This window comes from Microbacterium suaedae (assembly GCF_003254645.1).
Classification (GTDB): domain Bacteria; phylum Actinomycetota; class Actinomycetes; order Actinomycetales; family Microbacteriaceae; genus Microbacterium; species Microbacterium suaedae.
Genome location: NZ_PNFD01000002.1, coordinates 568,580 through 595,220 on the forward strand (window position 1 = coordinate 568,580; position 26,641 = coordinate 595,220).

Annotated in this window: 25 protein-coding genes; 5 read left to right on the forward strand and 20 right to left on the reverse strand. The window is 68.0% G+C overall.

From position 1 onward, the window contains the following. Positions 1 to 31 precede the first annotated feature (31 nt). The 7 genes from C0012_RS09305 to C0012_RS09335 form a co-directional block, all read right to left on the reverse strand. On the reverse strand, positions 32 to 847 hold the full coding sequence (locus tag C0012_RS09305; protein ID WP_110588909.1) for a shikimate dehydrogenase: 816 nt from the start codon (positions 845 to 847) through the stop codon (positions 32 to 34). Next, positions 847 to 2,109, reverse strand: a complete 1,263-nt coding sequence (mltG, locus tag C0012_RS09310; protein WP_110588908.1) for an endolytic transglycosylase MltG — start codon at positions 2,107 to 2,109, stop codon at positions 847 to 849. The genes C0012_RS09305 and mltG overlap by 1 nt, the downstream gene beginning before the upstream one ends. 262 nt (positions 2,110 to 2,371) lie before the next feature. Then, positions 2,372 to 2,842, reverse strand: coding sequence for a Holliday junction resolvase RuvX (ruvX, locus tag C0012_RS09315; RefSeq protein ID WP_110588907.1), 471 nt, complete (start codon positions 2,840 to 2,842; stop codon positions 2,372 to 2,374). Continuing rightward, positions 2,839 to 5,508 (reverse strand): alanine--tRNA ligase, encoded by a 2,670-nt coding sequence (gene alaS / locus C0012_RS09320; RefSeq protein ID WP_110588906.1) that lies wholly within the window; start codon positions 5,506 to 5,508, stop codon positions 2,839 to 2,841. Before alaS ends, ruvX begins: the two co-directional genes overlap by 4 nt. A gap of 82 nt (positions 5,509 to 5,590) precedes the next feature. After that, positions 5,591 to 5,770 (reverse strand): hypothetical protein, encoded by a 180-nt coding sequence (locus C0012_RS09325; protein WP_110589377.1) that lies wholly within the window; start codon positions 5,768 to 5,770, stop codon positions 5,591 to 5,593. Positions 5,771 to 5,886: 116 nt separating this feature from the next. Beyond that, on the reverse strand, positions 5,887 to 6,516 hold the full coding sequence (gene rpsD / locus C0012_RS09330) for a 30S ribosomal protein S4 (RefSeq protein ID WP_110588905.1): 630 nt from the start codon (positions 6,514 to 6,516) through the stop codon (positions 5,887 to 5,889). Between the two features lie 164 nt (positions 6,517 to 6,680). Next, positions 6,681 to 8,009, reverse strand: coding sequence for a replication-associated recombination protein A (locus C0012_RS09335; RefSeq protein ID WP_110588904.1), 1,329 nt, complete (start codon positions 8,007 to 8,009; stop codon positions 6,681 to 6,683). Positions 8,010 to 8,095: 86 nt separating this feature from the next. Between C0012_RS09335 and C0012_RS09340 the strand changes: the two genes are divergently transcribed. The 3 genes from C0012_RS09340 to C0012_RS09350 all read left to right on the forward strand — a co-directional run bounded on the left by C0012_RS09340 (position 8,096) and on the right by C0012_RS09350 (position 10,468). Further along, positions 8,096 to 8,359: a dioxygenase gene (locus C0012_RS09340; protein WP_110588903.1), complete on the forward strand. Its 264-nt coding sequence runs from the start codon at positions 8,096 to 8,098 to the stop codon at positions 8,357 to 8,359. A gap of 96 nt (positions 8,360 to 8,455) precedes the next feature. Then, positions 8,456 to 9,841 carry a DUF349 domain-containing protein gene (locus C0012_RS09345; RefSeq protein ID WP_110588902.1) on the forward strand — a complete coding sequence of 462 codons (1,386 nt, stop codon included), beginning with the start codon at positions 8,456 to 8,458 and terminating at the stop codon, positions 9,839 to 9,841. A gap of 57 nt (positions 9,842 to 9,898) precedes the next feature. Continuing rightward, positions 9,899 to 10,468 carry a hypothetical protein gene (locus C0012_RS09350; RefSeq protein ID WP_110588901.1) on the forward strand — a complete coding sequence of 190 codons (570 nt, stop codon included), beginning with the start codon at positions 9,899 to 9,901 and terminating at the stop codon, positions 10,466 to 10,468. On the opposite strand, the gene C0012_RS09355 is transcribed toward C0012_RS09350, so the two are convergent. The 9 genes from C0012_RS09355 to C0012_RS09395 form a co-directional block, all read right to left on the reverse strand. Then, positions 10,438 to 12,687: a RelA/SpoT family protein gene (locus C0012_RS09355; RefSeq protein WP_110588900.1), complete on the reverse strand. Its 2,250-nt coding sequence runs from the start codon at positions 12,685 to 12,687 to the stop codon at positions 10,438 to 10,440. The genes C0012_RS09350 and C0012_RS09355 overlap by 31 nt on opposite strands. 46 nt (positions 12,688 to 12,733) lie before the next feature. Continuing rightward, positions 12,734 to 13,711, reverse strand: coding sequence for a protein translocase subunit SecF (gene secF / locus C0012_RS09360; protein WP_110588899.1), 978 nt, complete (start codon positions 13,709 to 13,711; stop codon positions 12,734 to 12,736). After that, positions 13,711 to 15,423 carry a protein translocase subunit SecD gene (gene secD / locus C0012_RS09365; protein ID WP_110588898.1) on the reverse strand — a complete coding sequence of 571 codons (1,713 nt, stop codon included), beginning with the start codon at positions 15,421 to 15,423 and terminating at the stop codon, positions 13,711 to 13,713. Before secD ends, secF begins: the two co-directional genes overlap by 1 nt. 67 nt (positions 15,424 to 15,490) lie before the next feature. Beyond that, complete coding sequence (locus C0012_RS09370) at positions 15,491 to 15,904, reverse strand: preprotein translocase subunit YajC (RefSeq protein WP_110588897.1); 414 nt, start codon at positions 15,902 to 15,904, stop codon at positions 15,491 to 15,493. 142 nt (positions 15,905 to 16,046) lie between these two features. After that, positions 16,047 to 17,057 carry a Holliday junction branch migration DNA helicase RuvB gene (gene ruvB, locus C0012_RS09375; RefSeq protein ID WP_110588896.1) on the reverse strand — a complete coding sequence of 337 codons (1,011 nt, stop codon included), beginning with the start codon at positions 17,055 to 17,057 and terminating at the stop codon, positions 16,047 to 16,049. Continuing rightward, positions 17,050 to 17,670 carry a Holliday junction branch migration protein RuvA gene (gene ruvA / locus C0012_RS09380; protein WP_110588895.1) on the reverse strand — a complete coding sequence of 207 codons (621 nt, stop codon included), beginning with the start codon at positions 17,668 to 17,670 and terminating at the stop codon, positions 17,050 to 17,052. The genes ruvB and ruvA overlap by 8 nt, the downstream gene beginning before the upstream one ends. Positions 17,671 to 17,679: 9 nt before the next feature. Next, on the reverse strand, positions 17,680 to 18,264 hold the full coding sequence (gene ruvC / locus C0012_RS09385; RefSeq protein ID WP_110588894.1) for a crossover junction endodeoxyribonuclease RuvC: 585 nt from the start codon (positions 18,262 to 18,264) through the stop codon (positions 17,680 to 17,682). Between the two features lie 75 nt (positions 18,265 to 18,339). Beyond that, positions 18,340 to 19,101: a YebC/PmpR family DNA-binding transcriptional regulator gene (locus C0012_RS09390; protein ID WP_110588893.1), complete on the reverse strand. Its 762-nt coding sequence runs from the start codon at positions 19,099 to 19,101 to the stop codon at positions 18,340 to 18,342. A gap of 110 nt (positions 19,102 to 19,211) precedes the next feature. Next, the gene (locus C0012_RS09395; RefSeq protein WP_110588892.1) at positions 19,212 to 20,114 is read right to left on the reverse strand and encodes a L,D-transpeptidase family protein; all 903 of its coding nucleotides are present in this window, start codon (positions 20,112 to 20,114) and stop codon (positions 19,212 to 19,214) included. A 25-nt stretch (positions 20,115 to 20,139) separates the two neighbouring features. Between C0012_RS09395 and pdxY the strand changes: the two genes are divergently transcribed. Continuing rightward, positions 20,140 to 20,991 (forward strand): pyridoxal kinase PdxY, encoded by an 852-nt coding sequence (gene pdxY / locus C0012_RS09400; protein ID WP_110588891.1) that lies wholly within the window; start codon positions 20,140 to 20,142, stop codon positions 20,989 to 20,991. A gap of 101 nt (positions 20,992 to 21,092) precedes the next feature. Here pdxY and pdxT read toward each other — a convergent pair whose 3' ends face one another. Both pdxT and pdxS read right to left on the reverse strand, forming a co-directional pair. Next, positions 21,093 to 21,689, reverse strand: a complete 597-nt coding sequence (gene pdxT, locus C0012_RS09405; RefSeq protein WP_232527851.1) for a pyridoxal 5'-phosphate synthase glutaminase subunit PdxT — start codon at positions 21,687 to 21,689, stop codon at positions 21,093 to 21,095. After that, positions 21,679 to 22,578: a pyridoxal 5'-phosphate synthase lyase subunit PdxS gene (pdxS, locus tag C0012_RS09410; RefSeq protein ID WP_110588889.1), complete on the reverse strand. Its 900-nt coding sequence runs from the start codon at positions 22,576 to 22,578 to the stop codon at positions 21,679 to 21,681. Before pdxS ends, pdxT begins: the two co-directional genes overlap by 11 nt. An 89-nt stretch (positions 22,579 to 22,667) precedes the next feature. Between pdxS and C0012_RS09415 the strand changes: the two genes are divergently transcribed. After that, positions 22,668 to 24,002 carry an aminotransferase class I/II-fold pyridoxal phosphate-dependent enzyme gene (locus C0012_RS09415; protein WP_110588888.1) on the forward strand — a complete coding sequence of 445 codons (1,335 nt, stop codon included), beginning with the start codon at positions 22,668 to 22,670 and terminating at the stop codon, positions 24,000 to 24,002. Between the two features lie 77 nt (positions 24,003 to 24,079). On the opposite strand, the gene C0012_RS09420 is transcribed toward C0012_RS09415, so the two are convergent. Then, on the reverse strand, positions 24,080 to 24,649 hold the full coding sequence (locus tag C0012_RS09420; RefSeq protein WP_110588887.1) for an HIT family protein: 570 nt from the start codon (positions 24,647 to 24,649) through the stop codon (positions 24,080 to 24,082). Beyond that, a complete protein-coding gene (thrS, locus tag C0012_RS09425; RefSeq protein ID WP_232527869.1) occupies positions 24,646 to 26,577 on the reverse strand; it encodes a threonine--tRNA ligase in 1,932 nt (643 codons plus the stop codon). The genes C0012_RS09420 and thrS overlap by 4 nt, the downstream gene beginning before the upstream one ends. Between the last annotated feature and the right edge of the window lie 64 nt (positions 26,578 to 26,641).

The following is a 26,641-nucleotide window of genomic DNA, read 5'->3' on the forward strand; positions in this document are numbered from 1 at the left end:
CCACGAACCAGGGCGTCACGCAGCGACCTGTTCAGTCGCCTGCGAGGGCCGCGCGCATGGCCTCGATGACCGCGCGCTCGCCATCGAGTGGCGTGTCCGGGTCGCCGTGCGTGAAGATGCGCACCTGCAGGACCGCCTGGTGGAGGAGCATCGGCAGCCCGTGATGGACGTCGCCGGCCCACGACGCGGCCAACGTGGTGGGCCAGGGGCTGTACGCAACGTCGAAGAGGGTTCCCCCTGTGCTCGCCAGGCGCGCTGCGACGGTCGCGTCCAGCTCCGTTCCACCCGGGAGCGTCGCGATCGTCAGATCGACCGGATCTGTCGCCTGGTCGAGCGCGACCGCGCGCGTGGGCGTGCCAGCGCGCGCTCCGAGGTCGACCAGCCCCTTCGCACGCTCGGGGCTCCGTGCGGCGATCTCGACCGACTCCGACGACAGCTCGCTCACCGCAACGAGCGCGGACGTCGCCGTCGCGCCCGCGCCGAGAATCCGCACACGTCGCGCGCCGTCAGCGCCGATCTCACGCAGCGCCGAGGTGATGCCCCCGACGTCGGTGTTGTATGCGCGGATCTCATCTCCCGCGAATCGGAGCGTGTTTGCGACGCCCGTGAGCTCGGCACGCAGATCGCGTTTCGCCGCCACCGCGAACGCGCTCTCCTTGAGCGGATACGTCACGGCGAGACCCCGGACGCGGGCCCGGGCGAGGTGCTCGGAGAACCGGGCGGCCGACACTTCGCGACGCGTGAACGACCAGTCGAGACCGAGGGCACGATAAGCGGCGAGGTGCAGTACGGGCGATCTGCTGTGTCCGATCGGATCGCCCCAGACCTCGAGGTGCGCCGATGCCATCAGCAGCCCGCCGTACCCGAATTCGCTTCACACCAGGCGTGAAGCTCCGCCTCGGCCGCCAGCTGCTGTTCGTAGGTCTCGCTGAACACGGTCTCCCCCGTGTCGAGATTCACCGTCACGAAGAACTGCCATGGGCCCTCGGCCGGATGCATCGCGGCGTCGATCGCGAGAGCGCCGGGGTTCGAGATGGGCCCGGCCGGCAACCCCGCACGCACGTAGGTGTTCCAGGGATTGTCGTCGTTCAGCGCCTCCTCGGAGCTGAACACATCACCCTCGTGCATCTCGCCGTAGCCGTACTGCGCTGTCGAGTCCATCTGCAGCAAGCCGCCTGTGGCCGAGATCGACTCATCGAGACGGTTCACGATGACGCGCGAAACCTTGTAGAAGTCGTCTTCGTCCCGCGCCTCGCGCTGGATGATCGACGCGATCGTGAGGATCCGCTCGGCCTGAGCGTCGGGGACGCCGGCCGCCTCGAGCGATTCTCGTGTGCCGTCGACCATGCGCTGGATCGCCTCACGCGGTGTCGTCTCGCGATCGAACTGGTAGGTCGCAGGGAAGAGCCAGCCCTCGAGGCTGTCGGCGTCGACGCCGTAGTCGCCCGGGTCGCTCAACGCGTCCCGGACACGGTCTTCCTCGACCTCAAGCCCGGCGGCGATACGCGGCACGATCTGCTCGAGGGTGAAGCCCTCAGGGAAGAACACCGCATCGTCGAGCTTGTTATCCAAGTCCTCGATCGCCTCGAGCGCGGCCGCCGCCGTCATCTTCTGCTGCAGCTGGTATGTGCCCGGCATCAACTCCGGGTCGCGCTGCGACGAGACGAGCATGTCGTAGAACACCGACTCAGTGAGCGTCGTGCCCGCCTCGTACAGCGCGACCGACACCTCCCAGCCCGTGTCACCCTCGCTGATCGTGATGGTGGTCTCACCCGTCGCCAGACCCGGTTCGTAGTCGGTTGGCGTGGGATCGATGCCGAATACGCTGATGCCGAAGCGATCGGCCACCTCTTGACCGTAGGTGCTCACCGCCCAGACACCGACGCCGGCGAGACCGCCGAGGACCGCGAGCAGGATCACGAGCGCGATGAGGCAGCCGCCTCGCCGGCGCTTCTTCTTCGGCGCGGAGTCGTCGTGATGCCCCGAGAGAAGGTCATGCAGCTCGGCGTCCGCGGCCGTTTCCGCATCCGCTTCCTTCACGGATCCCCGAGGGGCCTGCCCGTCCTGCGGGATCTGCCCGCCCTGCGAAGCCTGCCCACCTTGCGTCACCTGCCCACCTTGCGGTGCCTGCCCACCCTGGGAAGCCTGCCCGCCCTGCGGAGCTGCCGCTCCCGCGTCGGCCTGTCCGCTCGCGAGAGGCGCCGTAGGCTCCGGGCGTGGTCTGTCGGCTTCGGTCGGAGGCTCGGGCGCGCCCCCTTCCATTCGCGCACGCCCGGTATCGGCCGGTGCTGAATGCTCGCGCAACTCGCGCAGCTCGCGCCGCGTCCGCGGCCTGCCCTGGGGGGAATCGGGCTGGGTCATCTCGGTCCGTTCACTCCTCGTCGCGCGCGAGCACCTCGCCCGGCGCGCGCCCTGTGCGCTTCTCGGTATCGATCGCGTGCTGCAGGAACACCACCGCCGCCACCTGGTCGACGACGCCGCGCGACTTCTTCTGCGACCGTCCCGACTGCCGGAGCGCGGTGTGCGCGCTCACGGTGCTGAGCCGCTCGTCGACGAGCCGCACGGGCACGGCCGGCAGCGCGCGACGCAGCAGCTCTGCGAACTCCCGCGCATCCGCCGTGGACAGCGTATCCTCGCCGCGCATGTTCAGCGGAAGACCGACGATCATCTCGATCGGATCGTGCTCGCCCGCCAGCTCGACGAGGCGGGCGACCGACCGGTCGTCGCGCATCACCGTCTCGACCGGCACGGCGAGCATCCCGTCGGGATCGCAACGCGCCACTCCAACGCGTGCCTTCCCGACATCGATTCCGAGGCGCACGCCCCGACGGAACTCGGTCATCGTTCGGACAGCGCCTCCACGGCACGGCGCACGGCCTCGATCGCGGCGGGGATCTCCGCCGGATCCGTGCCTCCGCCCTGCGCGAGATCGGGCTTGCCGCCTCCGCCACCGCCGAGCGTCTGCGAAGCCAGCTTGACGAGGTCGCCGGCCTTCGCCCCGGCCTCACGTGCGCGCTCCGTCGTGCCGACCACCACGACAGGTCGTCCCTTTGCGACGCCCGCCAGGACGACGATCGCCGGCTCCGAGGCGAGGCGCTCCCGCACCTGCGTCACGAGCGTGCGCACGTCGTCCGCGGATCCGACCTCGCCGACGCTGTCTGCGACGAGCACCACGCGCCCCACGGGAGACGCGCTCGCAACGATCTCCGGGACACGCAGCTGCAGCTGCTGCGCTTCGAACTCCGCGATACGCTTCTCGGCCTGCTTCAGATTCGCCGACAGCTCGGCGACGCGGTCGACGAGCTTGTCGCGCGGTGTCTTCAGCGCGCTCGTGAGCTCTCCGATCAGCGCGCGCTCAGCAGTCAGCCCGCGGAACGCATCCTGTCCGACGAGAGCTTCGACGCGGCGGTTCGCCGCACCGACCGACGACTCGCCCGTGAGCGAGATCAGTCCGATCTCGGCCGAGGAGCGTACGTGGGTGCCACCGCACAGCTCGCGCGACCACGGGCCGCCGATGTCGACCATGCGCACCTGCTCGCCGTACTTCTCGCCGAACAGCGCCGTGGCGCCCGCGGCCTTAGCCTCGTCGAGAGTCGTGACGCGCGTCGTCACCTCGAGGTTGTCGCGCACGGCTGCGTTTGCGATCTCCTCGATCTCGCTCTTGGTCTGCTCGGACAGAGACTGACCCCACGAGAAGTCGAACCGCAGATAACCTGCGCGATTGAGCGAGCCGGCCTGCGTCGCACCCGAGCCGAGCGTGTCGCGCAGTGCGGCGTGGACCAGGTGGGTCGCCGAGTGCGCCTGCTGAGCCTGGCGACGGTTCGCCTCGTCGACGACCGTCGTGGCAGCGTCGCCGACGCCGACCTCTCCCGACGTCACGAGAACCGTGTGGCTGACGAGACCGGGGACGGGGCGCTGAACGTCGAGCACGTCGAGTTCGAAGCCGCTTCCCACGATCGTTCCCTTGTCGGCGACCTGTCCGCCTGCTTCCGCGTAGAGGGCGGTCTCGGCGAGGATCACCTCGGCCGTCTGTCCGGTCACGGCGCGGTCCGCCGGGGCTCCGTCAACGAGCAGACCGAGCACGCGTGTCTCGGTCACGAGGTCGTCGTATCCCGTGAACGACGTCTCGCCCAGAGCGCGGAAGTCGCGGTACACGCCGACATCGGCGATCGCGCTCTTGCGCGAACGCGCGTCCTCCTTCGCTCGCTCCCGCTGTGCGCGCATGAGCGAGTCGAAGCCGTCGCGATCGACTCCGAGGCCCGCTTCCTCGGCGATCTCCAGCGTGAGATCGATCGGGAAGCCATAGGTGTCATGCAGCAGGAAGGCCTTGTCGCCGTCGAGCGAAGCGCGCCCCTGCTTCTTGGCCGTGTCGACCGCAGTATCGAGGATCGTCGACCCCGAGCTCAGGGTCCGCAGGAAGGTCTCCTCCTCGGCGAACGCATAGTTCGAGATGCGCTGCCAATCGGTCTCGAGCTCCGGATAGGTGGCCTTCATCGCATCGCGCGACGCGGCAAAGAGCTCCGGGAAAGTCGCCTCGCCGACGCCGAGAAGGCGCATCGAGCGCACCGTTCGGCGCATGAGGCGTCGCAGAATGTAGCCGCGTCCCTCATTCGCCGGAGTGACCCCGTCGCTCAGGAGCATGAGCGAGCTCCGCACGTGGTCAGCGATGACGCGGAAGCGCACGTCGTCCTCGTGGTCGGCCCCATAGCGGCGCCCGCTGAGTTCGCTCGCGCGGTCGAGGACCGGACGGACCTGGTCGGTCTCGTACATGTTCTCGACGCCCTGCTTGAGGAACGCGACGCGCTCGAGCCCCATGCCGGTGTCGATGTTCTTCTTCGGCAGATCGCCGACGATGTCGAACTCCGTCTTGCTGCGGACGTTCTCGATCGCGTACTGCATGAACACGAGGTTCCAGATCTCAAGGAACCGGTCGTCGTCGACCGCGGGTCCTCCGTCGCGACCGTACGCCGGGCCGCGATCGAAATAGATCTCGGAGCACGGGCCGGCCGGTCCGGGCTGTCCCGTATGCCAGTAGTTGTCCTCGCGTCCCATCCGCTGGATCCGATGCGCGGGGAGACCGGCGATCTTCCGCCACAGCTGCTCGGCCTCGTCGTCGTCTTCGTAGACGGTGACCCAGAGGTCTTTCTCGTCGAAGCCCAGGCCGCCATCGGACTCACTCGACGTGAGCAGCTCCCACGCGTAGGAGATCGCGCCTTCCTTGAAGTAGTCGCCGAACGACCAATTGCCCATCATCTGGAAGAAGGTGCCGTGGCGCGCGGTCTTGCCGACTTCTTCGATGTCGTTCGTGCGAATGCACTTCTGGATGTCGGCAGCGCTTGGGTACGGCGCAGGCACGACCCCCGTCAGATACGGGATGAACGGCACCATTCCGGCGATCGTGAACATGATCGAGGGGTCGTCGCTGACGAGCGACGCCGACGGCACGATCGTGTGATCCTTGGCACGGAAGAAGTCGAGGTAGCGGGTGGCGATCTCCGCGGTCTTCATGTGAGGGAGTGTGTCCTTGGCAGTTGCGTGTGGAGGCGCCGCTTCATGCGCGACGCCCGTCGAGGTGTGCGGCAGAGAGCCGTCAGTCTTCGGTATCGCGGGCGACCTCGGCGTGGTACGCCTCGGTCAGGGCGTCCGTGAAGCCGCTGATGCGCGCATCGATCGAGGCGAGCAGCTCGTTGCCGCGAGGATCCTTGCTCATGAAGTGCGCTGCGACGAAGCCGCCCACGATGCCGAGCAGGAACCACAGCGTGTTCTTCATGTCTTCTCCACGGGTCGCGAGCGTCACGGACGGTCTTTCCATCCTAGGCGCTTCCCGGGGCGGATACGCGAAGGGCGCCGCGGACCGAGGTCCGCGGCGCCCTGGGCGCTGGAGAATCAGCGTGCGGCGTAGTACTCGACCACGAGCTGGACCTCGCACTGCACCGGCACCTCGGCGCGCTTGGGACGCGCCACGAGCTTCGCCTGCAGCTTGTCGAGGGAGACCTCGAGGTAGCTCGGAACGGCGGGAAGAACCTCGGCGTGCCCGCCGGCAGCGGCGACCTGGAAGGGCTCGAGGCCCTCGCTCTTCGCCTTGACCTCGATCGTCTGCCCCGGCTTCACGCGGAACGACGGACGGTCGACGATCTTGCCGTCGACGAGGATGTGGCGGTGCACCACGAACTGGCGCGACTGCGCCGTCGTCCGGGCGAAGCCCGAGCGGAGCACGAGCGCGTCCAGACGCATCTCGAGCAGCTCGACGAGGTTCTCACCCGTCAGGCCGTCGGTGCGGTTGGCTTCGTTGAAGGCGATGCGCAGCTGCTTCTCGCGGATCCCGTACTGCTCGCGCAGACGCTGCTTCTCACGCAGGCGGACGGCGTAGTCGCTGTCCTGCTTGCGCTTCGTGCGTCCGTGCTGGCCGGGGCCGTACGGGCGGTTCTCGAGGTAGCGCTGCGCCTTCGGCGTCAGCGCGACACCGAGTGCGCGGGAGAGGCGGACCTTGCGACGGTCCTGAGCCTTGGTGACCATGGGATTCCTTTCACGTGCCGCGATTCGCGGCGTCACGGGCGTACATGCCGCCTTCTTCCCATTCGCGGGCGTACGCCGCACTGCCCGCGGGAATCATGAAGGGGATGTGCTCGGACTTCGAGCCGGTCTATCTTAGCAGACACCTCCCGCCGCGTTCACGGGCGTCAGGAGTCGACGATCCGCCGGATCTTCTCGAGACGCTCTCCGACATCACGCTCGGCACCATGCGACGTCGGTTCGTAGTAGCGCACGCCGCGAAGCTCATCGGGGAGATACTGCTGCGGGAGAACGCCGCGCGGGTCGTCGTGCGGGAAGCGGTACCCCTTGCCGTGCCCGAGGCGCTTCGCGCCCGCGTAGTGCGCGTCACGCAGGTGCAACGGCACGGGCCCAAACCGTCCGGCCCGCACGTCTGCCAGGGCACCGTCGATCGCCGAGATCACCGCACCCGATTTCGGGGCCGTCGCGAGGTAGATGGTCGCCTCAGCAAGCGGGATCCGCGCCTCGGGCATACCGATGAGCTGCACCGTATCGGCGGCCGCGACCGCGATCTGCAGCGCACGAGGATCCGCCATGCCGATGTCCTCCGCCGCGTGGACCATCAATCGGCGCGCGATGAATCGCGGATCCTCGCCCGCCTCGATCATGCGGGCGAGGTAGTGGATGGCCGCGTCGGCATCGGATCCGCGGATCGACTTGATGAACGCACTGATGACGTCGTAATGCTCATCGCCCTGCCGGTCGTAGCGCAGGAGGGCGCGATCAACGGCCTGCGAGACACGATCAGCCGTGACGACCGGAGTCTCCTCCCCATCCCGTTCGGAGACGGCGACGCCCGCGGCCGCTTCGAGGGCCGTGAGCGCGCGGCGCGCATCACCCGAGGACAGAGAGATGATCGCCTCCCGCGCCTCCGATTCGACCTCGACGGCGCCGTCGAGCCCGCGCGGATCCGACACCGCCCTGTCGAGGAGGGCGCCGAGGTCGTCGTCGGTGAGCGGCTTGAGGGTGAGCAGCAGCGAGCGGGACAGGAGCGGGGAGATCACCGAGAACGACGGGTTCTCGGTCGTCGCCGCGATGAGGATCACCCAGCCGTTCTCGACGCCCGGAAGCAGCGCGTCCTGCTGAGCCTTCGTGAAGCGGTGGATCTCATCGAGGAACAGGATCGTCGACTGGCCATACAGATCGCGCTGATCGAGCGCCTGCTGCATGACCTCCCGCACGTCTTTCACCCCCGCGGTGATCGCGGAGAGTTCGACGAACCTCCGACCGGAGGACCGCGCGATGGCCTGGGCCAGCGTCGTCTTCCCCGTGCCCGGCGGCCCCCAGAGGATCACCGACACCGTTCCGGGCTTCGTCGCGTCCGGATCCGCGAGCGCCACGATGGGCGAGCCCGCGCCGAGCAAGTGGCGCTGTCCCGCGACCTCATCGAGAGAGTTCGGTCGCATCCGCACGGCGAGCGGAGTCTGCCCCTGGAAGAGCGCGCCGGAGTTCGTCATCCTCTCCACGCTAGACGGTTTGGCGCGCACTGCGCGCCTCGCGTAGTCTCTCCCGCGTTCTACAGAGAGAGCGTCGAGGAGGCACCGTGGCATCGGCCAAGCAGCGTCGAGAGCGGATCGAGCGCGACCGCGCCCGCACCTACGAGGCGCGCGTGCGCTTCCAGGAATCGCGCGTCGCCCGCCGACGGCGCGACAACGTGGTGGCCGGCGTCGTCACGGGCGTCGTCCTCCTGCTGGCTGTCGGAGGCCAGGCGATGTTCTACTCCGTCGGTCCGGGCGCCGCCGACGAGTCCGTCGTCACGCCCACTCCCGAGCCGGCGGAGACCGCCACGCCCGACGACGCGGAGTGACGACGGGGCCGAGAGACTTCAGGCCCCGACTGACATGCCATAGGCTGGGATCGTCCCTTTCCCCTTCCCGCGGACGCCCGCGCTGAGGAGCCTCCCGTGTCGACCTCCGACAACACCCCCGAGACTGACGAGACCGCCGCCGCGAAGCCCGGTCCGGTCCCGAGCCCCGCCGCCTTCGCGAAGCGCACGAAACCCGCCGCTCCCACAGTGGATGCCGCGCCGGTCGTCGTGCCGCCCGCCGCCCCCGCGACCCCCGGTGCCGCCGAATGGGGACGGGTCGACGAGAACGGCATCGTCTCCGTCCGCGAGGGCGACGACTGGCGGGTCGTCGGCGAGTACCCGGACGGCACGCACGAAGAGGCGCTGCAGTACTACGTGCGCAAGTATGACGATCTCGCTTTCAAGGTGCAGGCGATCGAGCAGCGGCATCAGGCTGGCGGCGCCGCCGCGGCCGAGCTGCGCAAGCAGGCGACGCAGCTCAAGGATGATGTCGTCGGCGCCGCTGCCGTCGGCGATCTCGCGGCCCTTGAAACCCGCCTCACGACGATGATCGACGAACTCGCCGAGGCGAGCGCGCAGGAGGCCGCCGCCCAGCGGGAGGCCGTCGACGCGGCGATTGCCGAGCGCACCGCGATCGTCGAGCAGGTCGAGCAGCTCGCGGCACGCGATCCGCAGACGGTGCAGTGGAAGCAGGCAACAGCCGAGCTGAACGATCTCTTCGCGGCCTGGCAGACGCACCAGAAGACCGGACCGCGCCTGCCGCGCGGCACGGCTCAGGCCCTGTGGAAGCGATTCCGGGACGCGCGTTCGAAGATCGAGCGAGCGCGGCGCGCGTTCTTCGCCGAGCTCGACGAGGTGCACAAGACGGCGAAGTCGCAGAAGACCCGCATCATCGAGCGTGCCGAGGCCCTCGCGACGAAGGGTGAGGACGGCATTCCCACCTATCGTGCGCTGCTCGACGAGTGGAAGGCCGCGGGCCGCGCCGGCCGCAAGGCCGACGATGCACTGTGGGCGCGCTTCAAGGCCGCCGGCGACGTGCTCTACCAGGCTCGCGCTGAACGCAGCGCCGAGGAAGAAGCCGAGTCGGCGCCGCGTATCGAAGAACGCGAGGCGCTTCTCGAGGAGGCGAAGCAGGTCTCCGACATCACCGACCTCAAGAAGGCGCGCCAGGTCCTCACCGGGATCCAGCGCCGCTGGGACGAGGTCGGGCGGATCTTCCCCCGAGACGTCGAGCGCGATCTCGACGGGCGCATGCGCAAGATCGAGCAGGCGCTGAAGGACCGCGAAGACGTCGACTGGAAGCGCAACAACCCGGAGACCAAGGCGCGGGCCAACGACATGGAGTCGCAGCTGCGCGAATCGCTCGAAGGTTTCGAGCGGGATCTCGAGGCAGCGCGCGCCGCGGGCGACGACAAGGCAGCGCGCGAGGCGCAGGAGGCCATCGACGCTCGCACCGCCTGGCTTCGAGCCATCGGCAACTGAGCGCCGGGTTCTCCACAGGCGTTCCCGGACGGGGCCGTGCCGCGGCATACTCGCGGCATGGCCCCGTCCGCTTTGCGCAGCCCTGTCCCCCTCTCCGTCGCCGAGCTCTCCGCGGCGGCGCTCGACGGCGATCTGCAGCGCGTTTCCCGGACGGCCTATGCGCCGATCCGACTGCCAGCGAGCGAGATCGTCCGCGCGCGAGCGGCCCGCGAGGTGCTGACCGGTGGTCTCGCCGCCGTCGGCATCACGGCTGCGTGGATCCACGGAGTCACACCGCATGAGCCGGATCCGCACCACGTTCAGCGCATCGAGGATGCACCCGCACGTCGACACTGGCAGGCCGGAGTCGTCGTGCACACCTGGCCGCTCCCCCGTGCAGACGCACTCGAAATCGCCGGCACGCACGTCGCGACGCTCGAGCGCACGTTCTACGACCTCGCCCGCGCCGCCTTCACCGGCGGCGCTGACGCCGCGCACCGCGACGCCATCGGATGGTTCGCGCGGCACAGCGAGCTGCATCCACGCCTCATCGAGTGGCTGAACCGCGGTCGCCGGCTGCGATACACGAAACGCGCCGCCCAGCTGCTGGAGCCGGGTCAGGACGACGTGACGCGGTACACGTCGTAGACGCCCTCGATCCGTCTGACCGCGTTCAAGACGCGATCAAGGTGCACGGTGTCACCCATCTCGAACACGTACCGACTCAGCGCGAGCTGATTGCGGGTCGTCTGCACCGAGGCCGAGAGAATGTTGACGTGGTGCTCTGTGAGGATCCGGGTGATGTCGCTGAGAAGGCCGCCGCGATCAAGCGCCTCGACCTGGATGTGAACGAGGAAGACGGCCTTCGTCGACGGCGCCCACTCGACCTCGATCATGCGCTCCGGGTCCTCGCGCAATGACTCGACGTTCGAGCAGTCTGCCCGGTGCACGCTCACACCGCTGCCGCGCGTGACGAATCCGACGATCTCGTCACCCGGCACGGGCGTGCAGCACTTCGCGAGCTTGACGAGAATATCGGGAGCACCGCGCACGAGCACGCCCGAGTCGCCCACGCGGGGACGCTGGCTCGCTGTCGGCGGCAGCTCGACAGGCCCCGTCGACGTGTCGGCGTCACTCAGGGCCGCCTGCACCTTCTCGAGAACCGACTGCGCGGAGACATGCCCCTCGCCGACCGCCGCGTACAGCGCCGAGATGTCGTGATAGTGCATCTGCGCCGCGACCTCGGGAAGAGCATCCTTCAGGCGCGCGAACGAGACGTTGTGGCGGCGCATCGCACGCGCGATGTCCTCCTTGCCCTGCTCGATGGCCTCGTCGCGGCGCTCCTTGGTGAACCACGAACGGATCTTGTTGCGTGCGCGCGTGCTCTTGACGAACGACAGCCAGTCGCGGCTCGGTCCGGCGTCGGGGTTCTTCGAGGTGAACACCTCGACGACATCACCCGAGTGCAGCTCTGTCTCGAGCGGCACGAGGCGCCCGTTGACCTTGGCGCCCATCGTGCGGAAGCCGATCTCGGTGTGCACGGCGAACGCGAAATCTACGGGGGTCGCCCCTGTGGGAAGGCCGATCACCCGCCCCTTCGGCGTGAAGACATAGACCTCCTTCGCACCGATCTCGAACCGCAGCGAGTCGAGGAACTCCCCCGGGTCCTTTGTCTCGGCCTGCCAATCGCTGAGCCGCGCGATCCACGCCATGTCCTGATCCGAGGCACGTTCGTCGGGGCGTCCGCCCGTCGCCGCCATGCGCTCCTTGTACATCCAGTGCGCGGCGACGCCGTACTCGGCCTGCTGGTGCATCTCCTGCGTGCGGATCTGGATCTCGACGGTGCGTCCGCCTGGTCCGATGACCGTCGTGTGCAGCGAGCGATACAGATTGAACTTCGGCGTCGCGATGTAGTCCTTGAAACGCCCCGGCAGCGGAGTCCAGCGCGCATGGATCGCGCCGAGCACGGCGTAGCAGTCGCGCACTGTCGGGACGATGACGCGAATGCCGATGAGGTCGTAGATGTCATCGAACTCGCGTCCGCGGACGACCATCTTCTGGTAGACGGAGTACAGCTGCTTCGGACGACCCGAGACGTTGCCGCGGATGCGCAGATCGCCGAGATCGCGATTGACCTCGTCGATGACCTTCTGCACGTACTGCTCGCGCTGCGGCGTCCGCTGCTTCACGAGGCTGTCGATCTCGTTGTAGATCTTCGGGTAGAGCACGGCGAAGGAAAGATCCTCGAGCTCACTCTTGATCGCGGCGATGCCGAGTCGGTGCGCGAGCGGCGCGTAGATCTCGAGGGTCTCCGTCGCCTTCTTCTTCGCCTTCTCAGGCGGAACGAAGCCCCACGTACGGGCGTTGTGGAGGCGATCGGCGAGCTTGATGACGAGAACCCGGACGTCCTTCGACATCGCGACGATCATCTTGCGCACGGTCTCAGCCTGTGCGCTCTCGCCGTACTTGACCTTGTCGAGCTTCGTGACGCCGTCGACGAGCAACGCAACCTCGTCGCCGAACTCGGCCGTCAGCTCGTCAAGGGCGTATCCTGTGTCCTCAACGGTGTCGTGGAGTAGTGCGGCCGCGATCGCCCGCGGACCGAGGCCGAGCTCCGCGAGAATCTGCGCGACGGCGAGCGGATGGGTGATGTACGGTTCGCCGCTGCGACGCTTCTGACCGCTGTGCTTCTCTTCTGCGACCCGATAGGCCTTCTCGATGATGCTGAGGTCGACCCGCGGATGCTTCGCCCGGACGGATTCCGTCAGGCGCCTGACGGACTCGTTCGGCTTCGCCCGCGTGAAGATGCGCGGAACGAGCCAGCGGAGGCTCGGCCCGGGAGAAGACGATGTCGACGAATCAGCCATCGCGTCCCGTGCCGTCGGCGTCCGAACGAGCCCTCATGCACCCATCCTAGGCGTCTGCGTCGCCGCGCTGTTCGCGCACGCGCGCGTCGCGCCGAGCGATCTGCGGCTCACGTTCGCGAAGAAGCGAGTACAGAGGAGCCGACACGAACAGCGTCGAATACGTCGCGACGATGATGCCGACGAAGATCGACAGCGAGATGTCGCTCAATGTCTCGGCCCCCAGGCCGAACACGCCGATGAACAGGATCGCGGCGACCGGGAGCGCCGCGACGACAGACGTGTTGATCGAACGGATGAGCGTCTGATTCACCGCGAGATTCACCGACTCTCCGAAGGTGCGATCGCCCTGCTCTTCCTGGGTGTTCTCGCGGATCTTGTCGAACACCACCGTGGTGTCGTACAGCGAGTACGCGAGGATCGTGAGGAAGCCGATGACGGCCGACGGCGAGATCTGGAAGCCCGCGAGCGAGTAGATACCCACTGTGACGACAAGCACGTCGACGAGACCGATGATCGCCGCGATCGACATCTTCCAGGTGCGGAAGTAGATCGCCAGGATGAGGAATGTCAGCGCAAGGAAGATCGCGAGTCCCCACAGCGATTGCTTCGTGACGTCGGCGCCCCACGACGGGCCGATGAACGAGTCCGTTACCTCTTCCGTCGAGACTCCGTATGCCTCCGCCAGCGCCACGGCGAGGTCGCGGGTGTCTTCGTTCGAGAGGGTCGACGTCTGCACGCGCACGTCGCTGCCGCCGACGATCGTCACGGTCGCTTCCGCTCCGGGAGCGACGTCGTCGACGGTGTCGGTCGCGATCTGCTGATCGGTCGAGGACGGGTTCGAGATCGTGAACTGCGAGCCGCCGGTGAATTCGATCGACGGCTCGATACCGCGCACGAATGGCGCGATCGCGGAGATCACGACGAGCGCGATCGCGATCTTGAACCAGAGGCTCCGGCGCGCGACGAACGGGACGGAGGTCTTGCCGGTGTAGAGGTCGTTGCCGACCTCGTTCATGGTGCGCATCAGGCGCGGCCCTCCCCGCTCGTCGTGTCCGTATCGCCCACGGCTGTCTTCTCTGCCTCGAGCTTTCTCTCGGCGATCGTCTGTCGCCTGCTCGCCTCGTTCCGGGAGCGGCTGTTCTTCGCTCCTACGCCAACGGGTTCACGGAAACGTGCCCGGCCACTGTAGACGGCTCCGAGTGCATCCGGATCGAGCCCCGAGAGCGGGTGCCCGCCACCGAAGAACTTCGTACGCACGACCAGCTGCATCACGGGGTGCGTGAAGATCACGAAGATCAGGATGTCGAGCAGGGTCGTCAATCCGAGGGTGAAGGCGAAGCCCTTCACCGTCGCGTCCGCCAGGATGTAGAGCACGACGGCGGCGAGAACGTTGATGGACTTCGAGATGAAGATCGTGCGCCGAGCGCGCGCCCAACCATCCTCGACGGCGGCCGTCGCGGTCTTCCCATCGCGCAGCTCGTCGCGGATGCGCTCGAAGTACACGATGAACGAGTCTGCAGTGAATCCGATCGTGACGATCAGACCGGCTACGCCGGCGAGCGACAGTCGGTAGTCGATGCGCCACGAGAGCAGACACAGCATGACGAAAGTCAGAACAGCCATGACCGCGAGCGAGGCGATGATCACGAAGCCGAGTGCGCGATAGCTGACGAGCAGCACCCAGAGGGCGACGAGCGCAAGACCGATGAGACCCGCGACGAGGCCGATCATGAGCTGCTGGGATCCGAGCGTCGCCGAGATCGTGTCGCTCGAGACGACCTGGAAGCTCATGGGCAGTGCCCCGAAGCGCAGCTGATCGGCCAGGACCTTCGAGCTCTCCTCGGTGATCCCCTGTCCTGAGATCTGAGGCGTGCCGTTGGTGATGATGCCGTCCATCGACGGGGCCGAGATGACATTGCCGTCAAGAACGAATGCGAACTGATTCTGCGGCGACTGCAGGTTGTACAGCCGCTGGCTGATCTCGCCGAAGACATCGGAGCCTTCGGCGTCGAAGTCGATCGTGACCAACCAACGACCGTTCTGCTGGCTCACGCCGGCCTGCGCGTCGTCGATCGCCGATCCGTCGAGCTCCACGGGGCCCAGGATGTACTTGGCCTGCCCCGCCGGATCGCACGTGATGAGCGGCTCGTCGGCGGGAGCATGAGCGGGGTCGTTCTCCTCCGACGTGCAGTCGTACGCGAGCATCTCCGCCCACAGTGCGTCGGTCACCCACGCAAGGTCACTCGCGTTCGTCGGCTCCGCCGTCGGCTCCGCGTTGAGCGAAGGATCGGGCGTCGGATACGGCGTCTCCTCGCCGTCCTCACCCACGAAGCTCGTCGCGGGCGCGGCCGCGTAGAGCACAGGGCGCAGCTGCATCTGCGCGCTCGCCTGGATCCGCTCGCGCGTCTCCTGATCGGCGTTCCCGGGGATCTGCACGACGATGTTGTCGGCGCCCTGCGTCGTGATCGATGCTTCCGACACACCCGATGCGTCGACACGCTGGCGGATGATCTCGACGGCTTGCGCCATCTGATCCGCACTGGGCGTCTCGCCGGCCGTATCGGCCTCCATGATGATCTGCGTCCCACCCTGCAGATCGAGCGCGAGCTCGGGCACCCACGTGCCTTCTTTGAACAGGTGCACGCCGAGAGCGTTCGCGCCGAACAGCACGAGCGTGATTCCCAGCAGGCCGATAAGTGCGCGCCATGCTCGGCGCGTCGGAGGGGCTGTCGCCACGACGGGATCCCTTACGTGAGTCGCTGTCGATGTGTCGCGCGGGCGCCGTCAGATGGCGCGCCGCGAGTCAGTCCTTCTTGGGGTCGTCCGCCTCGGCCTCGGCCTCGGCCTCGCCCGATGCGCGATCCGCGTCCGCTTCGACGGTCTCGACGTCGTCGCCCTCGTCGTACACGTCCTCATCTTCGTCCTCGTCGGTCTCGTCCTCGTCGAGGGGAGCTTCGGGATCGATCGTCACCGTCTGCGCGTGGACCTCGACCTCGACGCCGGGCGCGATCTCGATGATCGCGTGGCGCGTGAGATCGTCCGCGTCGAACTCAACGAGCGTGCCATAGAGGCCCGCGCGGGTCATGACCCGCGTGCCGGGAACGAGCTGCTGCTGGCGCTTCTGCTCTTCCTCCTGCATCTTCTTGCGGCGGCGACTCGAGCTCCAGAACATGAAGACGAGAAGGGCGCCGGCGACGACGAGCAGGATGATGTCCATAGAAGAGCTGAGGCCTTTCGAGGTGGGGGACGTGCGATGCGGAACGCGCCGTCAAGACGAGCTCGCGTTCCGCGGACGCTGCGCCGAGAGGCCCCGGCGCATCCCGTCGATTATAGGGCATGCGCATCAGCGCACGGACCGCTCAGACCCCCTCCGGAACGGGGAGCTCCAGATGCTCGTAGGCGTCAGGAGTCGCGACACGCCCACGCGGCGTGCGACCCATCAGCCCGATCCGCACGAGGTATGGCTCAACGACGCTCTCGACCGTGTCGGCTTCCTCGCCGACCGCGACGGCGAGGGTCGACAGGCCCACGGGGCCGCCCCGGAAACGGCGCACAAGGGCGTCGAGTACGGCTCGGTCAAGACGGTCGAGCCCGATCGCATCGACATCGTAGAGCTCGAGTGCAGCACGAACGCCTTCGAGCGTCACGGCACCGCCTCCGGCATGAACGAGGTTCCAGTCGCGCACGCGTCTCAACAGGCGGTTGGCGATGCGCGGCGTGCCCCGCGAGCGTCGGGCGATCTCACCACGCTGCTCGGGACCGAGATCGACGCCGAGCACCGCTGCCGAACGGTCGACGACGCTCTCGAGCTCGTCGGTCTCGTAGAACTCCAGGTGCGCCGTGAACCCGAAGCGGTCGCGAAGCGGATTGGGAAGAAGCCCGGAGCGGGTCGTCGCGCCAACGAGGGTGAAGGGAGCGAGATCGAGCGGAATGCTCGTCGCACCGGCGCCCTTGCCGACCATGATGTCGATGCGGAAGTCTTCCATCGCAAGGTAGAGCATCTCTTCGGCTGAGCGCGCCATTCGATGGATCTCGTCGATGAAAAGCACTTCCCCCGGCGTGAGGCTCGAGAGCACCGCCGCGAGATCGCCGGCGTGCTGGATCGCGGGCCCGCTCGACATCCGCAGGGGTCGCGACGCCTCGTGCGCGACGATCATCGCCAGGGTCGTCTTACCGAGGCCCGGCGGGCCCGCAAGCAGAATGTGATCCGCGGGCCGATCCTGCATACCCGCAGCATCGAGGAGAAGCTGAAGCTGCCCGCGCACCTTGTGCTGCCCGATGAACTCACCGAGACTCTGCGGACGCAGCGCTCCCTCGACAGCGAGCTCGGTCTCGTCCTGTGGCTCGGGTGAGACGACGTCGTCAGCCACGCACTCCTCCCGTCTTCGCTGGTCCAAGCGCCGCGAGAGTCAGGCGGAGGAGCGGCTGAACGGCCCCCCGATCGGCATCCGATGCACTTTCCGATACCTGCCGGACGGCGTCGACCGCCGTGCGCTCCGGCCAGCCGAGCCCGACGAGGGCCTGCACCACCTGCTCGGAGACGCCGGCGGGCGCCGCTCCGGCCGCCGGGGATGCCTGCGAGACATGCTGCAGCTTGCCCTGCAGCTGGACGGCGATGAGCTTCGCGGTCTTGGGACCGATGCCCGAAACTTTGCGGAACGGCGCGGGGTTTTCGTCGGCGACGGCCTCGGCGATCTGGTCGATGGTCATGCCCGACAGGACGCCGAGGGCCGACTTCGGGCCCACGCCACTCACGCCGAGAAGCGTGCCGAAGACGTCGAGTTCGTCGCGCGAGGCGAAACCGAAGAGGCTCAATGCGTCTTCGCGGACGACCAGATGAGTGTGCAGGAACAGCTCCTGCCCGGGGTGGGCGGTGCGCGCGACGTCGGGCGGAACGGCGACGGCATAGCCGACACCCGCGACTTCCAGGATGACGCTGTCGGTTCCGGCGTGCTGGACGGTGCCGCGCAGGGACGAGATCATCCCTCCACCCTATCGGGGCGTTCGTACGTATGTTCGAGCGACACGCGATCGCTTCTCGGCCTCGGCCCACGCCCGTTGCGCCGGCGTCTGGCCCCCACCAGCCCCGGCGGTGTCGGGAGCGGTTCCTGAACGCCAAGCGTGACAGAGCGCAATCGCCAGAGCGTCAGCCGCGTCGGCAGGCTTCGGCAGCACGGCGAGCCGCAGCACGCGCGCGACCATGTGCTGCACCTGGGCCTTCTCGGCAGAGCCGTAGCCCGTGATCGCCGCCTTCACCTCGCTCGGCGTGTGCGTCGCCGTCGGGAGACCGCGTTCAGCCGCAAGCATGAGCGCCACACCGGACGCCTGCGCCGTTCCCATCACGGACGCGACATTGTGCTGAGCGAACACGCGCTCGACGGCGACGACCTCGGGGGCGTGCGCGTCGAGCACCTGGCGGATGCCGCGGGCGATCGTCGCGAGCCTGTCCCCCGGATCCGCGTCAACGGGCGAGCGCACGACGCCGACATGCACGAGCGAGGCCGTGCGATCGGCCGCGACGTCGACGACGCCGACGCCGCACCTTGTCAGGCCGGGGTCGATCCCGAGAACGCGCATCTGGCTCTCCTCATCCTCTCCTCACAGCGTACGACGAGGTGCGCGCCAGCCGCGGAGCGGAGCACCCGACGGAAACTACTCTTCGTCGTCCGCGAGCTCCGCCTGCACCTCATCGCTGAGGTCGAGGTTCGAGTAGACGTTCTGGACGTCGTCGCTGTCCTCGAGCGCGTCGATGAGCTTCAGCACCTTGCGTGCTGTGTCGGCGTCGAGGGGAACCTTCACGTTCGCGACGAACTCGGCATCGGCGGAGTTGTACTCGATTCCCGCGTCGACGAGGGCCGAGCGCACCGCGACCATGTCGGTCGCTTCGGTGACGACCTCGAATCCGTCGGGGTGCGGTTCGATCTCCTGCGCGCCCGCCTCAAGCGCGGCCATCATGACGTCGTCCTCGGTCGTGCCCTCGGACGGGACGATGATGACGCCCTTGCGCTCGAAGTTGAACGAGACGCTGCCGGGATCGGCCATGTTGCCGCCGTTGCGCGTCACGATCGTGCGCACCTCGGCCGCCGCGCGGTTCTTGTTGTCGGTGAGACACTCGATGAGAAGCGCCGTGCCGCCCTGACCGTAGGCCTCGTACATGATCGTCGTGTACTCGACGGCTTCGCCGCCGATGCCCGCGCCGCGCTTGATGGCGCGCTCGATGTTGTCCTTCGGGACCGACGTCTTCTTCGCCTTCAGAACGGCGTCGTACAGCGTCGGATTGCCCGCTTCATCGGGGCCTCCCAGGCGCGCCGCGACCTCGATGTTCTTGATGAGCTTCGCCCACGACTTCGCGCGCTTAGCGTCGATCGCGGCCTTCTTGTGCTTGGTCGTGGCCCACTTGGAGTGACCGGACATATGACTCCTCGCAAAACGTCTGCGGCTGTTCGGCGCCCGCGCACCGCGGATCACCGGTGAACAGGCCTCGGGCCATACTACGCGGACGACCGCGTCCGCCCGAGTCGGCGTCAGGCCGTCACATGCACGGGCGTCCCCGCCGGAAGCGCGGCAAGCCGCTCGATCACGTCCGCGGAGACGCGAAGACAGCCGTTGGAGATCTCCCCCGTGCGAGCATCGTGATAGTGGAACGCGGTCACCGCGACCGACTGGCCGCCGAATCCCGCCAGGGTCGGCGACTGGACCGAGAGGTAGATCATCTCGTGGCCGCGCGTGTAGGCGAACGAGACCTGCTCCGTGAGCATCACGAAGGAGCGTCCGAGCGGCGTCGGCGTCTCATCAGTTCCGGAGGCGAAGTCGGTCGCGATCGTCTCGCGCGCGGCGTCATCGCCGTCGATCGTCACGAGGTCGATCGTCCGCTCCGAGAGGTCGACCTCGACGCGCCTGTCGTTGGATGCCATCGCGACGTCCGCCGTACGGATCCATCCCGACAGCTGGCTCGGGTCTCCCTCGCCGGCCACGGCCTGGCGTCCGACGAGAAGCACCTTCGCCCAGGCTTCGTGGATCTCGACAACGGGAACCGTGGTGCCTCCGTAGCGCTGCTCGGGCAGCAGCCACGCGACGGGCTCGCCTGTGGGGTCGGCGAACACCGGCGCACCCGCATCGTGCGGCGTCGCCGTGAGGCCGACGGTCATCGCGTCGGGAGCGTCGTCGACGGGAAGTTCGGGGATCACGGCATGCACGTCGACGGTCGGGAGCCCCTCCGCCTCGTATGCGCGTTCGTTCGCCGGCGGACCCGTCGGCGTCGGGGTGGCGGTGGGCGTCGGAGCCGGTGTCGTCGCGACGCTCACCGTCGGATCGGGCGTCGCGATCGCGTTCGTCTCGCCGCGCGGCCACACGAGCGCCGCGACGATGACCGCCGCCATGACCACGCTCGCCGCCGCGCCCGCGATCCACGCCCCTCGCGTCCCCATGGATCCATGGTGGCATGATCGAGGGATGCAGATCCTGTCGATTCAGTCCGCTGTCGCATACGGGCACGCGGGAAACTCCGCCGCCGTCTTCCCGATGCAGCGCATCGGCGTCGAGGTGCTGCCCGTGTACACCGTGAACTTCTCGAATCACACGGGATACGGCGCGTGGCGCGGTCCGGTCATGGATCCGTCGGATGTCGCAGAGGTCATTACAGGCGTCGAGGAGCGCGGCGCGTTCGGATCCCTCGATGCCGTTCTGAGCGGCTATCAGGGATCCGAGGGGATCGCCGACGTCATCATCGATGCCGTCGCGCGCGTGAAGCGCGAGAATCCGCGGGCGCTGTACTCCTGCGATCCCGTGATGGGCAACGCGCGATCGGGCTGCTTCGTGGCGCCCGCGATCCCCGAGCTCCTGCGCGACAAGGTCGTCCCGGTCGCCGACATCATCACTCCGAACCAGTTCGAGCTCGGATACCTCACCGGCACCACTCCCGACACGATCTCCTCGACGCTCGCGTCCGTCGACGCGGCGCGCGCGATGGGCCCGTCCACCGTCCTCGTCACGAGCGTCGAGCGCCCCGACCGCGAGGACGGGACGATCGAGATGATGGCCGTCGACGACACGGGCGCGTGGATCGTGCAGACGCCGCATCTGCCCATGAAGGCAAACGGATCAGGCGACGTCACGGCCGCCCTGTTCACGAGCCACTACACCCGCACGCGCGATGCGGCCGACGCCCTCGCCCGCACGGCATCGAGCGTCTTCGGCCTGCTCGAGCAGACCCACACGGCGGGGACGAAGGAGCTGCAGCTCGTCGAGGCGCAGGAGCACTACGCGTCTCCACGCATGGAGTTCACGCCGCGGCAGGTGCGCTGAACGCCCGACCGGAACGCCGGAGAATTGCCCGAACGCCGGAGAGATCCGCCCGGCTGCGTCCGGAGATCGGGCGATTCTCCGTCGAATCGGTCCCCGGCTGATCAGCCTGCCGCACGCACCGTCCGGAGGAAGCGCTCGTGGAACCGCGTCTCCCCCGTCTGTTCGGGGTGGAAGGCGGTCGCCAGGACCGAGCCCTGCTCCGCCGCCACAGCGCGCCCGTCAGCGACGCGAGCGAGCACGGTCACGCTCCGGCCGGTCTCCTCGATCGCCGGCGCCCGGATGAACGCCGCCCGCACGGGCGGACCCCCCAGCACCGGCACCTCGAGCTCGGTCTCGAACGACTCGCTCTGACGGCCGAACGCGTTGCGGCGCACCGTGATGTCGAGCCCTCCGAAGGTCTGCTGCCCCGTGATCCCGTCCCGAATCCGGTCGGCGAGGAGGATCATTCCCGCGCACGTGCCGTAGACCGGCAGGCCCTCACGGATCCGCGCGATGAGCGGATCCCGCAGCTCGAACGCGCGCGCGAGCTTGTCGATCGTCGACGACTCGCCCCCGGGAAGGACAAGCCCGTCGATGTCGTCGAGCTCCCCCGCCCTTCGCAAACGGACCGTGCGAGCGCCGAGTGCGGCGAGGACGCCCTCGTGCTCACGCACATCGCCCTGGAGCGCGAGGATCCCGACCCGCGGACTACCAGCCACGCTCAGCAAGGCGGTGCGGCGCGGGCACGTCAGCGACGTTGATGCCGACCATCGCCTCGCCGAGACCGCGCGAGACCTCCGCGACGATGGCGGGATCATCGTGGAAGGTGGTCGCCTTCACGATCGCCTTCGCGCGGCCGGCCGGGTCACCCGATTTGAAGATGCCTGAGCCGACGAACACGCCGTCCGCACCGAGCTGCATCATCATCGCCGCGTCCGCCGGAGTCGCCACGCCGCCCGCTGTGAAGAGCACGACGGGGAGCTGTCCCGTGCGAGCGACCTCTGCGACGAGCTCATACGGAGCCTGCAGCTCCTTCGCCGCAACATACAGCTCGTCTGCGTTCTTGCCCGCGAGCGCGCGAACCTCCCCCGTGATCTGACGGATGTGACGCGTCGCTTCCGAGACGTCGCCCGTCCCTGCCTCGCCCTTCGAACGGATCATCGCCGCACCTTCGGTGATCCGGCGCAGCGCCTCGCCCAGATTCGTCGCGCCGCACACGAAAGGAACCGTGAACGGCCACTTGTCGATGTGGTTGACGTAGTCCGCGGGCGAGAGCACCTCGGACTCGTCGACGTAGTCCACGCCGAGCTCCTGCAGCACCTGCGCCTCGACGAAGTGCCCGATACGAGCCTTCGCCATGACGGGGATCGACACGGACGAGACGATGTCGTCGATGAGGTCCGGGTCGCTCATGCGCGCCACACCGCCCTGCGCCCGGATATCCGCAGGAACCCGCTCGAGCGCCATGACGGCCACGGCCCCCGCGTCCTCCGCGATCTTCGCCTGCTCGGCGGTGACGACGTCCATGATGACGCCGCCCTTGAGCATCTCGGCGAGCCCGCGCTTGACGCGCGCAGTTCCCGTCTCATTCGCTGCACTCGATGCCATGAGGTCCTCGTCCCGCTCGGGGCGCGCGGTGCGCGCCGTTTTGTCCTATGCCAAAATCGTACAGCTCCTCGGGCATACACTCGGCTCCGATGACACACGACGACATCGCGGACGCGATCCGCGGCAGCACGGCGGCCGAGATCGCCACGAGCGTGCGGGGCCTCATCGAACGCGGCGCACTGCCGCCGTCGAGCGCATTGCCGCCCGTTCGGGTCCTCGCCGAACGTCTCGGCGTGAACAGGAACACGGCCGTCGCCGCCTACCGACAGCTCGCATCCAGCGGGATGGTCGTCAGCCGGGGCCGCGGTGGCACGCGCGTCGCCTCGCCGGATCCCGTCGCTCACGAGGGCTTCGCCCGCGACACCGACCTCCGTGACGTCGGCACGGGGAACCCGGATCCGGCCCTCATCCCGGATCCATCGTCCGCGCTCGCCTCCGTTGTCGGCCGACCCGTGCTGTACGGCGCGCCGGTCGTCGATCCCGAGCTCGAAGACCGGGCGTACGAACTGCTCTCCGCCGATCTGTCCCGCGACGACGTCCGCGTCAGCGTCACGGGCGGCGCCGCGGACGCCCTCGAGCGACTCCTCACGGCGACGCTCGCCCCAGGAGACGCGGTCGCGATCGAGGAGCCGGGCTTCCTGACCGGCATCCACATGGTGCGCGTGGGTGGCTATCGCGCGGTCCCCGTCGCCGTCGACGCAGAGGGCATCACACCGAGCGGCCTGCGCGAGGCCCTCGACGCGGGGGCACGGGCGATCATCTGCACGCCGCGGGCGCAGAACCCCACGGGCGCATCACTGACGGAGGAACGCGCACGGGAGCTGCGCGGGATCCTCGCTGCCCACCCCTACGTGCTCGTGATCGAAGACGACCACTTCTCGATGCTGTCGCGGCACCCCTATCGCTCGCTCATCCCCCGCGACCATCGGCGCTGGGCGCTCGTGCGCTCGGTGTCGAAGTTTCTCGGCCCCGATATGGGGCTCGCCCTCGTCGGATCCGATCCCGAGACCGCGGCACGTCTTGGCATCCGGCTGCGACCCGGCACCGCATGGGTGAGCCACCTCCTGCAGCGCCTCTCACTGGCCCTGTTGAAGGACGAGGGCGTGCGTCGCGAGATCGAGCGCGCCGGGGCTCACTACGCCGACCGCAATCGTGCGCTCTGCGCACGGCTCGCCGACCACGGGATCTCCTGTGATCCGAGTGACGGCCTCAACGTCTGGATCCCCGTCGGCGCTCCCGCGACCGCGACGACGGAACGTCTTCGGCGGCGCGGCTGGCTCGCCCGATCCGGCGACGAGTTCCGCGTCGCACCCGACGCGCCCGCATCGACATACCTGCGCGTCACTGCTCACCAACTCGACGAAGATGCCGCTGCCGAACTCGCGGCGGCGATCGCCGCGTCGGCGAAAGAGGCGCGGGGCTGACTCCCCGATTCCTCTGACACGCGCCGCCCCGCTTCCGGGATGAAGCCGACGGCGCGCGCCTTCCGATTCACGACGCGTCAGGCGTGGTGGTGCTCCGGCCACGCATCCGCGACCGCCTGCCGGACGTCGCCCAGCAGCTGCGGAAGCGCCTTCGTCCGTCCGATCACGGGGAAGAAGTTCGCGTCGCTCGCCCATCGCGGCACGATGTGCTGGTGAAGATGCTCTTCGATGCCCGCGCCCGCGACCTCGCCCTGGTTCATACCGATGTTGAAGCCATCGCAGCGCGACGTCTTCCGCAGCACGCGCATCGCGATCTGCGTGAGATAGGCGATCTCGGCGGTCTCGTGCGGGGTCGCCTCGTCGTACATGCCCACGTGACGGTAGGGGCAGACGAGGAGGTGCCCCGAGTTGTACGGGAACAGATTGAGGCACACGAACGCGTGCTCACCGCGGTAGACGATGAGCCCGTCCTCGTCGGACTTCTGCGGGTTCGCGCAGAACGGGCAGCCGCTGCCCCGGTTCGCGTCCGCGCCAGCCTGGATATACGCCATGCGATGCGGCGTCCACAGACGCTGGAAGGCGTCGGGCGTCCCCCCGAAGGATCCCTCGGGCTCGAGGGCGGAGTACTCGTCGCGGGGATCCGTCACGCGGCGTCCCCGTCGCACAGCACGAGCGTCTTCTCGTCCACGAGTCGGTTCACGAGCGCGACCGCCTCATCCACCGCGACGCCATTGCGCTGCGTGCCGTCACGGAAGCGGAACGACACCGTGCCGGCCGCGCGATCCTGCTCGCCCGCGATGAGGATAAGCGGGACCTTGCCCGTCGTGTGGGTGCGGATCTTCTTCTGCATGCGGTCGTCCGATGCGTCGAGCTCGGCGCGAACGCCCGCGCGCCGCAGCTGGTCGACCACACCGCCGAGATAGTCGGCGAACTCGTCGGCAACAGGGACACCGACCGCCTGCACCGGCGCGAGCCAGAGGGGAAAGTCGCCCGCGTAATGCTCGAGGAGGATCGCGAAGAAGCGCTCGATCGAGCCGAACAGGGCTCGGTGGATCATGATGGGCCGCTGCTTCGTTCCGTCGGCGGCCGTGTACTCGAGGTCGAAGCGCTCGGGAAGATTCGGATCGACCTGCACCGTCGAGAGTTGCCAGACGCGCCCCAGGGCGTCGCGCGTCTTCAGGTCGATCTTGGGGCCGTAGAAGGCGGCCTCCCCCGGAACCTCGGTCAGCTTCAGACCGCTCGCGACAGCGACGTTGCGCAGCGCGTTCGTCGAGTCGTCCCAGAACTCGTCAGTTCCGATCCACTTCGACTTCTCGTCGTCGCGCATCGACAGCTCGAGCTCGAAATCGTCGAGTCCGAAATCGCGCAGCATCGAGATGATGAACTCGAGCACCTTCGTGACCTCCCCCTCGAGCTGATCGGGGGTGACGAACAGGTGGGAGTCGTCCTGCGTGAATCCGCGGACACGGGTGAGGCCGTGCAGGGCGCCCGAGAGCTCATTGCGGTAGACCGTGCCGTTCTCGGCGAACCGCAGCGGCAGATCGCGGTAGCTGCGCGCACGCTCCTTGTAGATGAGGATGTGCATCGGGCAGTTCATCGGCTTCAGGAAGTAGTCCGAGCCCTGCTTCGTGATCGCGCCGTCCTCGTCGCGCTCTTCATCCATGTGGATGGCCGGCCACATGCTGTCGCCGTACGTCGAGAGGTGGCCGGATGCCTGGAACAGGTCGCTCTTCGAGATGTGCGGCGTGTACACGTAGGTGTAGCCGCCCTCGATGTGGCGGCGGCGGGCGTGCTGCTCCATCTCGCCGCGCACGATGCCGCCCTTGGGGTGCCACACCGAGAGGCCGGAGCCGATCTCATCGGGGAACGAGAACAGGTCGAGCTCGCGGCCGAGCTTGCGGTGATCGCGCCGCGCTGCCTCCGCCAGACGATCCTGATAAGCCTTGAGCTCGTCCTTCGACGGCCACGCGGTTCCGTAGATGCGCTGCAGCTGGGGATTCTTCTCGCTGCCGCGCCAATACGCGCCGGCGACGCGCACGATGTCCCAGCCGTTGCCGATGAGCTTCGTGTTCGGAAGGTGCGGACCTCGGCAGAGGTCCTTCCAGATGATCTCGCCCGTCTTCGGGTTGACGTTGTCGTAGATGGTGAGCTCGCCTGCGCCGACCTCGACGTTCGCGCCCTCGGCCGCTTCCTTCTTGCCACCCTTGAGGCCGATCAGCTCGAGCTTGAAGGGCTCGTCTGCGAGCTCGGCGTGCGCCTCCTCGTCAGTCACGACTCGACGCACGAAGCGCTGCCCCGACTTGACGATGCGCTGCATCTCTTTCTTGATCGCCTTGAGCGCCTCCGGGGTGAAGGGCTCGTCGATGCCGAAGTCGTAGTAGAAACCGTCGGTGACCGGCGGCCCGATGCCGAGGTTCGCCTGCGGGTGGATCGCCTGCACGGCCTGCGCCAGAACGTGCGCCGTCGAGTGACGGAGGATCGCGAGCCCGTCCTCACTGTCGATCGTGACCGGCTCCGTGGTCTGCGTGTCAGAGACCTCGGCAGCGAGGTCGCTGAGCTCTCCGTCGACGCGCATCGCGACGACGTTCCGGTCGGGGTACAGATCGAATCCAGTGGTCACCAGACCATCCTAAGACCGT

What these genes read in the sequence shown, in the direction of transcription:
- C0012_RS09305 (WP_110588909.1), bottom strand. Translation starts at nt 847, where the DNA reads ATGGCATCGGCGCACCTCGAGGTCTGGGGCGATCCGATCGGACACAGC.
- ruvX (WP_110588907.1), bottom strand. Translation starts at nt 2,842, where the DNA reads ATGACCGAGTTCCGTCGGGGCGTGCGCCTCGGAATCGATGTCGGGAAG.
- alaS (WP_110588906.1), bottom strand. Translation starts at nt 5,508, where the DNA reads ATGAAGACCGCGGAGATCGCCACCCGCTACCTCGACTTCTTCCGTGCC.
- C0012_RS09325 (WP_110589377.1), bottom strand. Translation starts at nt 5,770, where the DNA reads ATGAAGAACACGCTGTGGTTCCTGCTCGGCATCGTGGGCGGCTTCGTC.
- rpsD (WP_110588905.1), bottom strand. Translation starts at nt 6,516, where the DNA reads ATGGTCACCAAGGCTCAGGACCGTCGCAAGGTCCGCCTCTCCCGCGCA.
- C0012_RS09335 (WP_110588904.1), bottom strand. Translation starts at nt 8,009, where the DNA reads ATGACGAACTCCGGCGCGCTCTTCCAGGGGCAGACTCCGCTCGCCGTG.
- C0012_RS09350 (WP_110588901.1), top strand. Translation starts at nt 9,899, where the DNA reads ATGGCCCCGTCCGCTTTGCGCAGCCCTGTCCCCCTCTCCGTCGCCGAG.
- C0012_RS09355 (WP_110588900.1), bottom strand. Translation starts at nt 12,687, where the DNA reads ATGGCTGATTCGTCGACATCGTCTTCTCCCGGGCCGAGCCTCCGCTGG.
- secF (WP_110588899.1), bottom strand. Translation starts at nt 13,711, where the DNA reads ATGCGCACCATGAACGAGGTCGGCAACGACCTCTACACCGGCAAGACC.
- C0012_RS09370 (WP_110588897.1), bottom strand. Translation starts at nt 15,904, where the DNA reads ATGGACATCATCCTGCTCGTCGTCGCCGGCGCCCTTCTCGTCTTCATG.
- ruvA (WP_110588895.1), bottom strand. Translation starts at nt 17,670, where the DNA reads ATGATCTCGTCCCTGCGCGGCACCGTCCAGCACGCCGGAACCGACAGC.
- ruvC (WP_110588894.1), bottom strand. Translation starts at nt 18,264, where the DNA reads ATGCGCGTTCTCGGGATCGACCCCGGCCTGACAAGGTGCGGCGTCGGC.
- C0012_RS09390 (WP_110588893.1), bottom strand. Translation starts at nt 19,101, where the DNA reads ATGTCCGGTCACTCCAAGTGGGCCACGACCAAGCACAAGAAGGCCGCG.
- C0012_RS09395 (WP_110588892.1), bottom strand. Translation starts at nt 20,114, where the DNA reads ATGGGGACGCGAGGGGCGTGGATCGCGGGCGCGGCGGCGAGCGTGGTC.
- pdxY (WP_110588891.1), top strand. Translation starts at nt 20,140, where the DNA reads ATGCAGATCCTGTCGATTCAGTCCGCTGTCGCATACGGGCACGCGGGA.
- pdxS (WP_110588889.1), bottom strand. Translation starts at nt 22,578, where the DNA reads ATGGCATCGAGTGCAGCGAATGAGACGGGAACTGCGCGCGTCAAGCGC.
- C0012_RS09415 (WP_110588888.1), top strand. Translation starts at nt 22,668, where the DNA reads ATGACACACGACGACATCGCGGACGCGATCCGCGGCAGCACGGCGGCC.
- thrS (WP_232527869.1), bottom strand. Translation starts at nt 26,577, where the DNA reads ATGCGCGTCGACGGAGAGCTCAGCGACCTCGCTGCCGAGGTCTCTGAC.